General features: G+C 45.7%; 13 protein-coding genes. 5 read left to right on the top strand and 8 right to left on the bottom strand.

Annotation, left to right across the window (positions count from 1 at the left end; genetic code table 11):
• A partial coding sequence (locus tag VNM22_23055) for an ATP-binding protein (protein ID HWP50052.1) occupies positions 1-172 on the top strand: 172 nt, incomplete at its 5' end.
• A gap of 97 nt (positions 173-269) precedes the next feature.
• Here the strand turns inward: VNM22_23055 and VNM22_23050 are convergent.
• A complete protein-coding gene (locus VNM22_23050; protein HWP50051.1) occupies positions 270-581 on the bottom strand; it encodes a nitroreductase/quinone reductase family protein in 312 nt (103 codons plus the stop codon).
• Positions 582-910: 329 nt separating this feature from the next.
• Between VNM22_23050 and VNM22_23045 the strand changes: the two genes are divergently transcribed.
• A complete protein-coding gene (locus tag VNM22_23045; GenBank protein HWP50050.1) occupies positions 911-1,060 on the top strand; it encodes a lmo0937 family membrane protein in 150 nt (49 codons plus the stop codon).
• Positions 1,061-1,187: 127 nt separating this feature from the next.
• Here VNM22_23045 and VNM22_23040 read toward each other — a convergent pair whose 3' ends face one another.
• From VNM22_23040 to VNM22_23020, 5 genes are all read right to left on the bottom strand, one after another.
• Positions 1,188-2,273, bottom strand: a complete 1,086-nt coding sequence (locus VNM22_23040) for an SUMF1/EgtB/PvdO family nonheme iron enzyme (protein HWP50049.1) — start codon at positions 2,271-2,273, stop codon at positions 1,188-1,190.
• Positions 2,274-2,283: 10 nt separating this feature from the next.
• The gene (locus VNM22_23035; GenBank protein ID HWP50048.1) at positions 2,284-2,790 is read right to left on the bottom strand and encodes a YbaK/EbsC family protein; all 507 of its coding nucleotides are present in this window, start codon (positions 2,788-2,790) and stop codon (positions 2,284-2,286) included.
• 28 nt (positions 2,791-2,818) lie between these two features.
• The gene (gene htpX, locus VNM22_23030) at positions 2,819-3,700 is read right to left on the bottom strand and encodes a zinc metalloprotease HtpX (GenBank protein HWP50047.1); all 882 of its coding nucleotides are present in this window, start codon (positions 3,698-3,700) and stop codon (positions 2,819-2,821) included.
• Positions 3,697-4,632: a methionyl-tRNA formyltransferase gene (gene fmt, locus VNM22_23025; protein HWP50046.1), complete on the bottom strand. Its 936-nt coding sequence runs from the start codon at positions 4,630-4,632 to the stop codon at positions 3,697-3,699. Before fmt ends, htpX begins: the two co-directional genes overlap by 4 nt.
• Before the next feature lie 69 nt (positions 4,633-4,701).
• Entirely contained in the window at positions 4,702-5,628 is a 927-nt protein-coding gene (locus tag VNM22_23020) for a DMT family transporter (GenBank protein HWP50045.1), read from the bottom strand.
• 593 nt (positions 5,629-6,221) lie between these two features.
• On the opposite strand from VNM22_23020, the gene VNM22_23015 reads away from it, so the two are divergent.
• Positions 6,222-8,468, top strand: coding sequence for a hypothetical protein (locus VNM22_23015; GenBank protein ID HWP50044.1), 2,247 nt, complete (start codon positions 6,222-6,224; stop codon positions 8,466-8,468).
• Here the strand turns inward: VNM22_23015 and cbiB are convergent, their stop codons facing one another.
• Both cbiB and rsmB read right to left on the bottom strand, forming a co-directional pair.
• A complete protein-coding gene (cbiB, locus tag VNM22_23010; protein ID HWP50043.1) occupies positions 8,469-9,407 on the bottom strand; it encodes an adenosylcobinamide-phosphate synthase CbiB in 939 nt (312 codons plus the stop codon).
• A 9-nt stretch (positions 9,408-9,416) separates the two neighbouring features.
• Entirely contained in the window at positions 9,417-10,772 is a 1,356-nt protein-coding gene (gene rsmB, locus VNM22_23005) for a 16S rRNA (cytosine(967)-C(5))-methyltransferase RsmB (protein ID HWP50042.1), read from the bottom strand.
• Between the two features lie 307 nt (positions 10,773-11,079).
• Here rsmB and VNM22_23000 point away from each other — a divergent pair, with 307 nt between their 5' ends.
• Entirely contained in the window at positions 11,080-12,141 is a 1,062-nt protein-coding gene (locus tag VNM22_23000; GenBank protein ID HWP50041.1) for a MoxR family ATPase, read from the top strand.
• A gap of 57 nt (positions 12,142-12,198) precedes the next feature.
• A complete protein-coding gene (locus tag VNM22_22995; protein ID HWP50040.1) occupies positions 12,199-13,119 on the top strand; it encodes a DUF58 domain-containing protein in 921 nt (306 codons plus the stop codon).
• Positions 13,120-13,177 lie beyond the last annotated feature (58 nt).

Raw genomic sequence — 13,177 nt, 5'->3', positions numbered from 1 at the left:
CAAGCCGTTTCAACGTTTACAGGGTCGTCATGAGTTTGAGGGGACGGGGATGGGGTTGGCGATTTGTCAGAAGATTGTCAAGCGGCACAAGGGGGAGATTACGGCTCGCAGTGTACCGGGAAAAGGAAGTACTTTTACTATAATACTGCCGGCTCAACAATCTAGAACCTAGAAGATCCTCTTCTCCTCTCTGGCCAGTTTATTCCCCTATCTGAAATAGGGTAGCCTTGGGCAGGCGAGACCTCTGCGCTCCCTAGAAGGGAGATGTTTTACTCCGATTCCGGAGTCAACTCCACGATAAGCCCATCTCCCCATCCATATTTTGCCTCTGAGAGCCTTCGGACCCGGGCACAGAGGTTTGGTTCCTGGTCGGCTTCCACTATGCGGGCATGACCCTTGTAAGTCTGCTCTCCCACCCGAAATACTACCCGGGCATCTTGCCGAATATTTTTCACCCATTGGGCATTCTCTCTACGTTCGGCAATAATATAATAGCGCCCATTTAACTCGGTAAACCAGATCTCAATTTCCCTGGGCAGGCCGGTCCGCCGCCCCCGGGTCGTTAAATAAAGGTATTGCAATTTTCCTCTCTCCTGTGAAATAAACCCTTGAAAGAGGTAAATTTTGACCCTTTTTACCAAACTTAAAAATTTACCCTTTAGGGAATTATCGAGATATTTCCTATCTCTTTATGTTTTTTCCTATAGTGGCTTAAAGTTTGCTTATTTATCAAATCAGAAGCCTCATACCCCATTTGAATAGAAATGTCGCATAACTGCAAGGCGACCTCGGGGTGATCGCCTTTAACAGGGCAGCCGCAAAGGGCTACTCCTACAGTTTAGGCGATGTTTTAACAGGGGAATGAGGGGAGCAGGCACTTTTAAATCAAATTATTGAAAGGAGGTTTCTTATGCTTTGGACGATTGCCCTTATATTGCTTATTTTTTGGATACTGGGATTGGTTTTTAAGGTAGCCGGCGCTTTTGTTCATATTCTGCTTTTGTTGGCGATTATCGTTGGACTTATCCAACTTTTTACGGGAAGCCGGGGACCTGTCTGATAATTTTATCCGGGTATTCCTGCTCCGGCAAAACGCATCAGCAGGTGAAGCCGGGTCTGATGAGCTTGTTGATGCGTGTTTTTCTTTAAGTATTTACCTTCTCCACAGATTTTATATTTCATGCTTTCTATTTACGGATACATCGGAATCCCCAGGAGGCATCTGAAGCGATCCCGTAGGTTCTGGCTCCACACTGTAAAGTAAAGTGGGAATCTGCCCGTTGTGGGGCCTGGTCGTCAAAGCCTCGAAGAATTCCCATACCCAGTTCCCGGGTGGCGGTCCATTCCCAGATATTCCTACTTTTCTGAATCTCTCCCTGTTCGCAGGCAGAAAACCATTCCTTGTCGGTAGGCAGGCGCTTACCCGCCCATTGGCAATAGGCCTCACTTTCATACCAGGTTACTCCGACCACAGGATCCTCCGGTCGGTTATAATCACCCTGTTCCCAAAGGGCCGGATATTTTCTGGGATTTTCTTGAATACTCCTCCAGCCTATCGGAGACCAGTAATCTGGATTTTCATAACCGCCGGCTTCTATAAATCTTTTAAATTCCGCATTGGTTACTTCGTAGGCATCCATACCTGATTGAATAAGGGAGGTAGAAATCCTGAAGACTTTAACCTCATCGAAGGACGCCGGAATGGCCCGGGTGTGGAGGCCTACCTTCCCGGCCCGGTAATTTATATCAAAATAATTAAAAATCTCTTCCCCATCGAGAAAGGCCCTCACCTGATTTCCTGTAAGGATCACTTTAAACAGGTAGTCTCGGTTTACCTCTATCTCCTGGCTGACCTCCACCTGTCGGGTCCAGTCTCCGTTTTCATACCGGATAATGGCCAACTGTTTTCCGGCACCGGCAAAGCCAAAATAATAAAACTTGCTCCGGTCAGCATTACACCGAAAAATAATACCGATATTTCCTTTTTTTAAAGCCCGTCCTTTGGCTTCGAACTGATAATCTAGCCAACTCTCCTTTCCTACAATGGCATCCAGCCAGTTTCCTTCGGTGGAAGTCTGATGAAAACGACCGTCTTTAACTTCCCAGGTTCCACTAATGATTTGCCATTCGGCTGCATTTCCTTTCTCGAAATCATCACTGAAAAGTATTTCTTCTTGAGCAGAATTATCCGGCAACCTGGAGAGGCTAAAAAAAATGGTGAAGAGAACTAAGAAGGTCGACGGGAAACAAATTTTTTTGGATTTACAAGGCATTTCGTGTGCACTAAACGGTCACATTGCAGACAAGACCTCCGGTTACCTGCCGGAGTAACTGAGGATCTATGGCAAAGAGGGTCCTGGGAGTTCCAGCGGCTGCATAGAGACGATCACAGGACATCAAATTCTGGTCTATGTAAACCGTTAATTTTTCTTTATGGGCTACCGGGGGAACACCTCCGATTACGAACCCGGTTTTTTCCAAAACAAAATCGGCATCGGCCTTATTGATTTTCTTTACTCCTTGCAAACGGGCTAGTTTGGCAGTATCTACCTTCTTATCTCCGGAACAGAGGACCAGGATGGGTTGTCCATCGGCTTCAAAGATGAGGGACTTTACAATATTTTTAACCTCAGTACCAATGGCATCGGCTGCCATTTGAGCCGTACGTGTTTCTTCCTTAAATTCAACAACTTCTATTGGAATTCCACGATCCTTAAAATAGGCTTTGACACGCTCTACTGACTGGGACATGGTCATGTGAAGTAGCCGTACAAATAAGCGGTAATCCACCGCTCCATCCTCTTTATTGATTACTCTCTTAGCCTATTTGCCCCATCTGTCGGGCTATCTGTTCTAACCTTTCAATACGCTTTTCAGTTGGCGGATGGGTACTGAAGAGAGAGAAAAGCCCGTCCCCCTTCAAACTTTTGAGAGGGTTAATAATGAATAAATGGGCCGTTGTTGGAGACGCTTCAAGCATAGGACGCCGATACACAGCCGTTTCAATATTCCTGAGCGCACTGGCAAGGGCTAAAGGTCGACCGCTGATCATGGCTCCATCTTCATCGGCTCCATATTCCCGTGAGCGGGAGATGGCCATTTGAATAAGCATGGCGGCGATGGGAGCCAGGATAATCATTAAAAGAGAAGCTATGGCACCTCCGGCCCCCCGGTCCTCATCATCCCGGGAAAATCCACCGAACATAAAACCCCATCGAGCCATGTCGGCCAAGAAGAAAATAGCCGAGGCCATGGTAGCCGCAATGGTGCTGGTAAGGATATCTCGATTCTTCACATGGGCCAATTCATGACCCAAAACACCTTCTAACTCTTGTCGATTCAGGATCCTTAAAATTCCTTCTGTGGCCGCAACAACGGCATGGTCAGGATTTCGCCCGGTAGCAAAGGCATTGGGTGTATCTGATGGAATAATATAAACTCGAGGCATGGGAAGGCCTGCTTTGATTGCAAGGTTACGGACAATATCATAAAGTTCTGGAGCTTCCTGTGGGCCTACTTCCCGCGCCCCATAAAGACTCAGAACTATCTTATCGCTGAACCAATAGGAGAAGAAATTCATTGCCAGGGAAAAGATAAAGGCTACGATAACTCCCTGCCTTCCCCCTACAAGGCCACCGATAAACATCAACAAGATCGCCAACCCCGCCATCAGTAAAGCGGTTTTAAATACATTACTCATATCTTACCTCCCAATATAATTCCTGGAGTAATCCGATATCCCCGACAAAACTCCTCGCCGGTCATGATACGACGATTCTCAGGCTGTAATTCTGTTAGTATAATACACCCCTCACCGGTTTTTATCAAGGGTCCTTCTCCCTTTCGGATTTCCAGAATAGTCCCCGGCGGAGAAGCTGTTTCATCTACATAATGGGGAACCAGAAGGGTCTTCCAAATTTTCAAGATTTTTCCATTAAAATAGGTATAGGCTCCGGGCCATGGATTTAACCCTCGAACTTTACAATGGATCCGCTGGGCAGAATCCCTCCAGTCCAATAATCCATCCTCCTTCTTCAATAAAGGAGCATAGGTAGCCTGGGAGGGATCCTGGGGTTGAGGATGAAGGGTGCCCTCTTCCAGAGCCCGGAGAGTTCGAAGGAGCAAATCGGCACCTCGAAGGGCCAGTTTATCCTGCAAGCTTCCGGCCGTATCTTCCGGTTCAATAGGAACACGTTCTTGTAAAAGAATAGGTCCTGTATCCATCCCTTTATCCATGAGCATGGTCGTAACCCCGGTCTCCGTCTCCCCATTTATGATAGCCCATTGGATCGGAGCAGCTCCGCGATACCTGGGCAGTAAAGAGGCATGAACGTTGATACAGCCATAAGGCGGAATTTTCAAAATTGATTCCGGCAAGATTTGTCCATAAGCTACAACTACAATAAGATCCGGGGCTAATTCTGCCAGAACCTGCTGTACCTCCGGGGACCGGATTTTTTCCGGCTGTAAAACCTTAATCCTATGGGCCTCAGCCTTTACTTTTACAGGAGAAGGAAGCACCTTCTGACCACGGCCTCTAGGCCGATCAGGTTGCGTTACCACGGCTATAGGCTTGAAGCCCTGCTCGATAAGTCGTTCTAAACTGGGAACCGCAAATTCAGGGGTTCCCATAAATAGGATTTTTCTAAATTTTCCCTGCATATCTTTGATTCTACGCTGGATCTTAATTTTATTCTCCCTTTACCTGGAGTTTGCCAGATAAATCCCACAGGCTATTAAACTACCTCCCACCAGAAGCTGCCGGGTGATGGGTTCATGCAAAATTAAAACACTTAAAATAATTCCAAAAAGAGGGTTGGTAAAGAAAAAAGCAGAGAGTTTGCTGGCCGGATAACGTTTTAATAAAAGATTTCGACCTATAAAACAGAATCCTGCCACTATGACCCCCTGATATAAGAGCGCTCCAATGACTTTGGAGGTCAGTAGAGAAGGATCTAACCTCTTTTCCAGGAAGAAACTTAACAGGAAAAAACCGGGAACCCCATAGACCATCTGCCAAAAAAGGAGCTTTACAGGATTAATCCCTCGCATAATCTTTTTCGTATAAACAAACAGGATACTCAAACAGAGTGAGCTGAATAAGGTAAAAAGATTTCCGAGCCATAAATTCCTGCTCTCCGGATGGAATTTTCCTACGAACAGAACTATAATCCCCAAAAAAGCGATGACAAACCCCAGGAAATTTCGAATAACCAGTTGATCTCCGGGAATAAAACAGTGCGCCAGCAAAGCTATCATCAAAGGATAAATACTAAAAATAGTGGTCGAGTAAATAACCAGAGTTCTCTCAAGACCCAGATTTAAAAAGCTGATTTGTAAGATAAAAAGAAGACCAACAAGGGTCAGGGGATAGAGTTCCCCAGATCGAACCCGTAAGGGGGTATGGGTCCATAAAGCCCATAAGGCAATACATATAAATCCCAAACCGAAACGAAATCCTGCCAAAGCCAGGGGTGGGATTCCTTGAAGACTGATTTTTGTTGCTACCCCATTGCCACCCCACAGCAGACAAAGGAAAAGGGTCAATAAAGCCGCTTTGAAACCAATTTTCTGGTCTCTGGTTGGATCGATAGTTTCGTCTGTTTTCTTGACTAGATTTTTTCCCATAAGTCATCTAGATTCCCCTTAAAAGCCTAAATCAATGAGAACCATCTCCCCAGAAGTAACTGTAACAATTTAGTAGGTGTCACTTTTTCTGTCTGAACACCCCCTAGTCCCCCCTCCCTAACCATTACCCACATTTTTTCATTTCAGGGGATTAATAACTGGTTTAGCTATCTTGCTGGTTGAGTAGCGAAATGCATTGAATCTCCTTCGTGAGGGAAAGATTCCTCTTTTTGCAAGGTGGGTCAACCGGGATGGTTGACCTACTAACCGTTTTGAGCCCATCCTCCCAAATCGAAAAATGTGGGTAAAGATAAGCAATCCCCCCTCGAGGGGGGATTGGGGGGTGTTCCTTTTTCCACCTACTTTGTTACAGTTACCCCCCAAAAACAGAACTTGACAACGTATTTTAATTTTAAGTATGCTATTTTTAATATACTTTGTCAGGGGAATTTTTATTATCTCATTCATACACGGTTTACTTAGTTTTGCTTGACTTTTAGGTGGCCCTCACCCCCGGCCCCTCTCCCACAAGGGGAGGGGGGAGTTGGGAAGTTGATCCGGAGATTTGCCGGCTCCCCTTTTCCCAGGCTTCCATGTTTATCAATTTACTGGTTCTGTTCTTGTTTTTACTCTTAACCTTCCGGGCGACCTTTCCTTTGATATTCCGTCTTAAGACCCATCTCCCCGGGGTGGATTTGGGAGATCCGGTCCATATTCTTTCTGTAATAGGGTGGAACTATCAGAGTCTTTCCCATGGATTTAAAGATTACTGGAACCCTCCTTATTTTTACCCCCATCGTCTGACCCTGGCATATTCCGAACATTTTTTCATTCCCTCTCTCCTGGTTACCCCGGTGATATATACCACAGGAAATTTAATACTGGCTTATAATATCCTGATCCTTCTCTCTCTGACCCTCTGTGCTTTTGGAAATTTCCTTTTAATCCGATACTTAACCGGAAGCCGACTTGCGGGAATTTTAGGCGGGATCGAACTGGCCTATTCTACCTACATGCTGAGCAACTTTGCCCAATTACCTTACATGACGGCCCAGTGGATTCCTTTTACTTTCCTGTATCTTCTTAAATTTTTTGAAGACCGAACTTATAAAAACTGGCTCCTTTTTACTTTTTTTTATCTGCTTCAGGTTTTATCCAGTGCATACTACGGTTTATTTCTTACAGTTTTTGTGGGGATTTTCCTGCTGATCTTTGGAATCAGACAAAAATTATTTCAAACTCCGGGGTTTTGGATCCAAATCGCTTTGTTTCTCATCATCGTTCTACCCTTATTCGGCTTTTTCTTCTATCCTTATCTCGTGGTCAAAAATCAGATGGGATTCCAGAGAAGTTTAGGGGAGACGCATTATTTTTCCGCCAATATTCGGGATTATGCCCGGGTTCTACCTCACAACCCCTTATACGGAAAGGTACTTTATCCACCCGGAGTTGGAACGACGTCTCCTTTCTGGCTTTTTCCCGGAATAACCGCGCTATTCCTGGGGTTTCTTGGATCTTCTAAGGGGTCTATTTCCCGGAGAAAACTCCTCCTTCAAAGTCTGGGTATCCTTATTCTGATCGGGCTTTTCTTACTCTTTGCCCTTGGTCATGAAGTTATGATCTTCCCTTTATTAATTTTCGGAATCGGTTGGGGGTTGTATACTCTTTATGAAACCAACAGAGGGACAAAAAAGGGTATAGAACTCGAGAAGGATCCAGGGGGGGAAGTTCCTTCTCTTCCTCCCCTTCTCTCTCATTTTCCCTTCCTTCCCCGTCTCTTTCTGATCTGTTTGATCCTGGCTTTTTTGTTCAGCTTTGGCCCCACCCTGAGTTTTCACGAAAAGGAGATTCCTTATGGACCTTACCTTCTTCTCACTGGTCTAATACCCGGGTTTAAAGGGGTCCGGGTAGTAAGTCGATTCAATATCATGGTCACTTTCTTCCTCGGCGTATTAGCCGGATTTGGGCTGGTCAAAGTGTTGAACTTAATTTCTTCAAAATATATTCGCGGAATTGTGGGTATATTTCTGGCATCCTTTTTATTCCTGGAGCATTGTACCGATGCCATGTGGATTGTTCCGGCCAATACTTTAAACCAAACTCCCGAGGTTTATACCTGGCTTAAGAATCAACCCGGAGATTTTACTATTTTAGAGTTACCTCGGACCCCTGTTGATATTCTCACTGCCTACTATGCCATCACAACCCATGGAAAGAAAAGTGTTGGAGGTTATTCAAGCTTTATACCTCCCTTCACCACCTGGTTTTTTCAGCAGATGGAAACGTTTCCTTCAGAAAACTCCCTTGAAAAGATTCGAGCTTTGGGGGTACGCTACGTAATCCTTCACAACCGGCGGTTCATTACCGAGAAACATCTCTCTGATGTGCCCCTTCAACTTAAGGCTTTCTCCGGTTTCCTTCAACCTGTTAAGCAATTTCCTTCTTCGGACACGTATGTTTTCGAAGTCATTAACCCCAGGAACGAGCCTTTCAATCTTGAGACAACGGCCGATCCGGTTAAACTTATTTTTCCCGACCAGGTTCCGCATCTAAGTGAGGTACAGGCCCGGTTGGATGTATCTATTCCGGCTGGAGATCTTCGTCTTTCCCCGTATCCGGAGTTTAATTCCCGTGCTAAAATCAGGTGGATTCGGTATACTCCTTCCCTGGCTGAATATTCCCAGGAGGTCCATTTACCCCAGAAATTCCTCCTGAGTTCTGCAGATCCCGGGCTTTCCTTTACCGTGAGAACTCCTTCCATACCGGGAACCTTCTTACTGGAAATTTATGATGAAAAGGGGAAAAAGCTGCTGGATCAGAAACAGGTCGTTGTGAATTAATTACCACCGACACAAAAGTCCAAGGGTTAAAGTCAACCCAGAAGTTACCAGCATGATTCGATTGGCACGATAGATATCTTCAAGGGTTAAAGATCGGGTTGAATCTCCCAAGGTCGGTTTAAGAGAGGGTTTTCCTTGATAAAAGTTTAATCCACCAAGTTGAACCCCTAAGGCTCCGGCAACGGCTGCCTCTGAAATTCCACTGTTCGGGCTTGGATGTTTTTGTCCATCCCGCAAAACGATTTTTAAAGCTTCAAATCCCCTTTCCCCGCAAAGAAAAGCGGCCAAAGGCATCAGTATTCCCGCAATTCGAGCCGGTATGAAATTAGCTATATCATCCAGCCGGGCCGAAGCCCATCCGAACCGGAGGTATTTTTCATTTCGATACCCTACCATCGAGTCCAGGGTATTAATTGCCTTATAGGTCAGAGCGAGGGGAGCTCCTCCCAGAAAGGCAAAAAACAGAGGAGAGATAACGCCATCGACGGTATTTTCGGCAACGGTTTCAACTCCCGCCCGAACAATTTCAACAAAATCTAAGTTTTCGGTATCCCGACCTACAATCATAGCCAGATCTTTTCTGGCTTTTAAGAGATCACCTTTTTGAAGGGCCCAATAAACCTTCATACTTTCTTGATATAGGCTTTTAACGGATAGGGTGGTAAAAATCAAGACGATGGAAAGACCAGTACCCAGGGTTGGATGAAGAAAATGGGCCAGATTTACTAATCCTGTTGAAATAAGGAAAATACCGCCTACGATAAAGACGGTCAGGATAACTCCAGCCAGCCGCTCCGCTATTTTAAGGCGTCGCAGAAATCGCTCAGTTTGGGTAATGGCATAACCTATGCCTCGAACTGGATGTGGGAGCCAGCGAGGGTCACCCAGGATAAGGTCCAGCAGGTAGGCCAGGAAAATTTCCACGGACAGCACTCCCACACCTCCACACTATCTTTTACAAAGTCGGGCACAAAAAAATCCGTTGAATATCTCCGGGTACAAATAGGTTTTGAGATAAGCTTCTTCTGTAACCAGAGGACCTAAGGTCCCGGGAAGATATTCTTCTACCGGCTCTGTTTGGAACTCTGAATGGGTCTGGAGAAATTTTTCAACAACCTCTTCATTTTCTTCAGGTTCTGTGGTACAGGTACTGTAAGCCAGGATTCCTTGTGGCGCTAAAAGGGGAGCTACGGCATTTAGTAAGGTCAGTTGAAGACCCTGTAAGCGCCGGATTTGTTCTTCTGTCACCCGCCACTTGGATTCGGGATGGCGTCGAAAGACTCCGCATCCTGAGCAGGGAGCATCCACCAAAATACGATGGAAGGACCGTTTACTTAAATCTTTGAGTTGGGTGATATCTCCGATTCGGGAAGTGACCGAAGTAATCCCGAGTCTCCGGCAGTTTTCCTCAAGTAATTTGATTTTACTGGCATTGAGATCTACCGCCAGGATCGTTCCGGTATTTTTCATCTGTTCTGCCATCTGGGTCGTTTTGGTGCCCAAGCCGGCACAGGCATCCAGAATTGTTTCATGGGGTTGGGGATCGAGGATTCGAGTAATCAGCATGGAACCCGGATCCTGTACGGTAAACCACCCCTGGACATAGGCCGAGAGGGTTGCAATGGGTGGATGGTCCTTTAAGATAAATCCAGGTAGATCAAAGGGAAGCGGAATGACTGTCTTGACTTCTTTCTCCAGCTCTTCCCGCAAGGTCACCGGGTCCGTTTTCAAAGGATTCATACGAATAGCCAGGTCTGGAGGCTGGTTGTTGGCCTGGCACCACCGAATGGTTCTATCCCTACCATACCGATTAACCCATCGCTTCACCAGCCATTCTGGATGGGAGTATTTTACCGCGATGTGTTTCACCGGGTCTTTTTCCAACTCCGGGAAGGTCAGCCGCTTCCGGTTTCTGTCTAAGGCCCGAAGAATTGCATTGACAAGGTTGTGGGATCCCGGGTATCCCACCTTTTTCGCCAGTTTCACCGATTCGTTAAGGGCAGCAAAGCCGGGGACCCTGGTCAGAAATAAAAGCTGATAAGCTCCAAGCCTTAAAATATTTCGAATCCAGGGTGTTGTTTTTTTTAAGGGCTTTGTACATACCTGCTCCAATTGCCAATCCAGGGTTTTCTGCCACCTTAATACACCATACACGAGTTCCGTAACTAAGGCCTTATCCTCTGGACTCAGGGAACTCCGCTTCAATTCTGCATCCAGGGCAAGATCTGCATAGGCTTTTTTTACCTCAACCTGGTATAAAATGGCCAGGGCTAATTCTCGAGCTGTGGAAGGTTTAAAAACAATGGCTTAGAAACCGAAAATTGGAAGTGGAGAATCTTCCATTTCCAATCCTCGCTTTTGGTGAAGTTTTAAATCTACGCGACTGTCCCCCAGGTAAACCTAGGATTCAGGAGTTCTTTTCCTAAATTTCGTCTGGATCCAGCTTTATGTCAAGGAAGACTTTGGCCGGATTCACTCATCCTCTCACCTTTCACAACAGACCTTCCCATAATTCCCTTGACAAAGCAACCCTTTTTAAGGAACATAAGAAAAGATAAAGATTTTTATTTTTCTCAAGCTTAAGGAGGTTACGTTTCACGAGTGGTAGGATATGCCTACGACTTGTGGGATAGCCTTTTACCAACGAGGGGAGTTAGCTTTGGCAGAAGCCTTTGTCGATAAAAGTGATCTGGAAATTGTAGAGCATATCGCCCGAAGTCGGGAGAAAATCCTGACCGAGGTCAGTAAGGTGATTGTTGGGCAGGAGAAAGTTTTAGACGAGTTGTTGATAGCCCTTTTTTCTCAAGGGCACTGTCTTTTTGTGGGGGTTCCCGGGCTGGCCAAGACTTTACTGGTTAATACCCTGGCCAGGGTCTTGGATTTAGAGTTTAAACGGGTTCAATTTACTCCAGATTTGATGCCTTCTGATATTACCGGAACGGACATTCTGGAGGAAGATCCGGTCACCAAACAGCGAACTTTCAAGTTTATCAAAGGCCCGATTTTTTGTAATATTCTTCTGGCCGATGAGATCAATCGGACGCCACCTAAAACCCAGGCGGCTTTGCTTCAGGCCATGCAAGAATACAAAGTCTCGGCAGGTGGCACAACCTATCCACTTAGCCTTCCCTTTTTCGTTCTGGCAACCCAGAACCCTATTGAACAGGAAGGAACTTATCCGCTTCCCGAGGCTGAGCTGGATCGGTTTATGTTGAATATCTACGTCAACTACCCCCAGATGGAAGAGGAAATGCAAATTGTAAAGCGGACCACGTCAGATCTGGATCCCCAGGTAGAGGTGGTCCTCAATGCCGCGGAAATCTTGGCTCTTCAACGGATGGTTCGTCGAGTACCTTGCTCGGATTATGTAATTTCCTATGCCGTTCGGCTGGTCAGAAACTCACGGCCTACCGAACCCACGGCTTTCGATTTTATCAAAAACTGGGTAGACTGGGGTGCCGGTCCACGCGCTTCCCAATATCTCATCCTGGGTGGAAAAGCCCGGGCCATTCTACGAGGGCGTTACGCCGTATCTACCGAAGATATCCGGGCTATTGCCCCTTCAGTCTTACGCCATCGGATCGTAACCAATTTTAAAGCAGAAGCGGAAGGGGTCTCTTCCCTGGATATTATCCAAAAACTCATAGAGGAAACACCGGAGACTATTTCTTAAAAGCCTAAGTACCAGGAAGTCCAAAGTTCAGAGTTTTCCATGGGAAGGCTTTAAACTTTGGACTCTGGATTAAACAAAGAAGTGGTTGTATCATCCCATCGAACTTTCCTGGATCCCACGGTCATTGCCAAGTTATCCAGTATTTCCCTCAAAGCCAGGTATATTGTAGAGGGGACTATCGCAGGACTTCATAAAAGTCCTTACCATGGATTTAGTGTGGAGTTCTCTGAACATCGAGAATATGTAGAAGGAGACGAGATTCGGCATATCGATTGGAAACTCTATGGTAAGTCGGATAAATATTATGTTAAACAGTTTGAAGAAGAATCCAATTTAAGATGTTATCTGCTATTGGATAGCAGTAATTCCATGGGGTATAGCTCAGACGGTAAAATGACAAAGTTAGAGTACGGGAGCTATGTGGCAGCTTCTCTGGCTTATTTAATGGTTAAACAGGGAGATGCTGTGGGGTTTATGACCTTTAATGAAGATATTGCCGATTTTGTTCCCCCTCGCTCGACCCTTTCCCACATCAAGGTAATCCATGACAAACTGGAGAATCTAAAGCCCTCAAAGAAGACAAATATCAGTAAGGCCTTAACGGATTTAGCAAAGAATATTAAACGACGCGGGCTTATCATTGTCATCTCGGATTTGTTTGATGATCCCAAACAGGTTCTGGATAGCTTAAAGCACTTCAGGTACAGAAAGCACGAGGTGGTTGTATTGCATATCCTGGATACGGCAGAACTGGAATTTCCTTTCAGCGATTTCATCTTGTTTGAAGATATGGAGTCAGATCTGAAAGTCATGGCAGACAGTAAGGTGATTCGAAATGAGTATTTATCCCGTATCCGCGCCTTTATCGATGAGCTTAGGGATAACTGCCGAAAGAATCGAATTGACTATGCCCTGTTTAATACTTCTACACCTCTGGATGTAACCCTTGCAACCTATCTGCTACGCAGAAATAAATAGTACCGGTGACTTTGTGCTAAGTACTGAGTACTGGCCACTTAGCACAAAGTCACCGGTA

This window comes from Candidatus Limnocylindrales bacterium (assembly GCA_035559535.1).
In the GTDB taxonomy this organism is placed as follows: Bacteria; Moduliflexota; Moduliflexia; order Moduliflexales; family JAUQPW01; genus JAUQPW01.
This window is presented reverse-complemented; position numbering and strand designations above follow the sequence as displayed.

Coding starts and splice junctions, on each gene's coding strand:
- VNM22_23045 (HWP50050.1), top strand. CDS start 911: ATGCTTTGGACGATTGCCCTTATATTGCTTATTTTTTGGATACTGGGA.
- VNM22_23040 (HWP50049.1), bottom strand. CDS start 2,273: ATGCCTTGTAAATCCAAAAAAATTTGTTTCCCGTCGACCTTCTTAGTT.
- htpX (HWP50047.1), bottom strand. CDS start 3,700: ATGAGTAATGTATTTAAAACCGCTTTACTGATGGCGGGGTTGGCGATC.
- fmt (HWP50046.1), bottom strand. CDS start 4,632: ATGGGAACCCCTGAATTTGCGGTTCCCAGTTTAGAACGACTTATCGAG.
- VNM22_23020 (HWP50045.1), bottom strand. CDS start 5,628: ATGGGAAAAAATCTAGTCAAGAAAACAGACGAAACTATCGATCCAACC.
- VNM22_23015 (HWP50044.1), top strand. CDS start 6,222: ATGTTTATCAATTTACTGGTTCTGTTCTTGTTTTTACTCTTAACCTTC.
- VNM22_23000 (HWP50041.1), top strand. CDS start 11,080: ATGCCTACGACTTGTGGGATAGCCTTTTACCAACGAGGGGAGTTAGCT.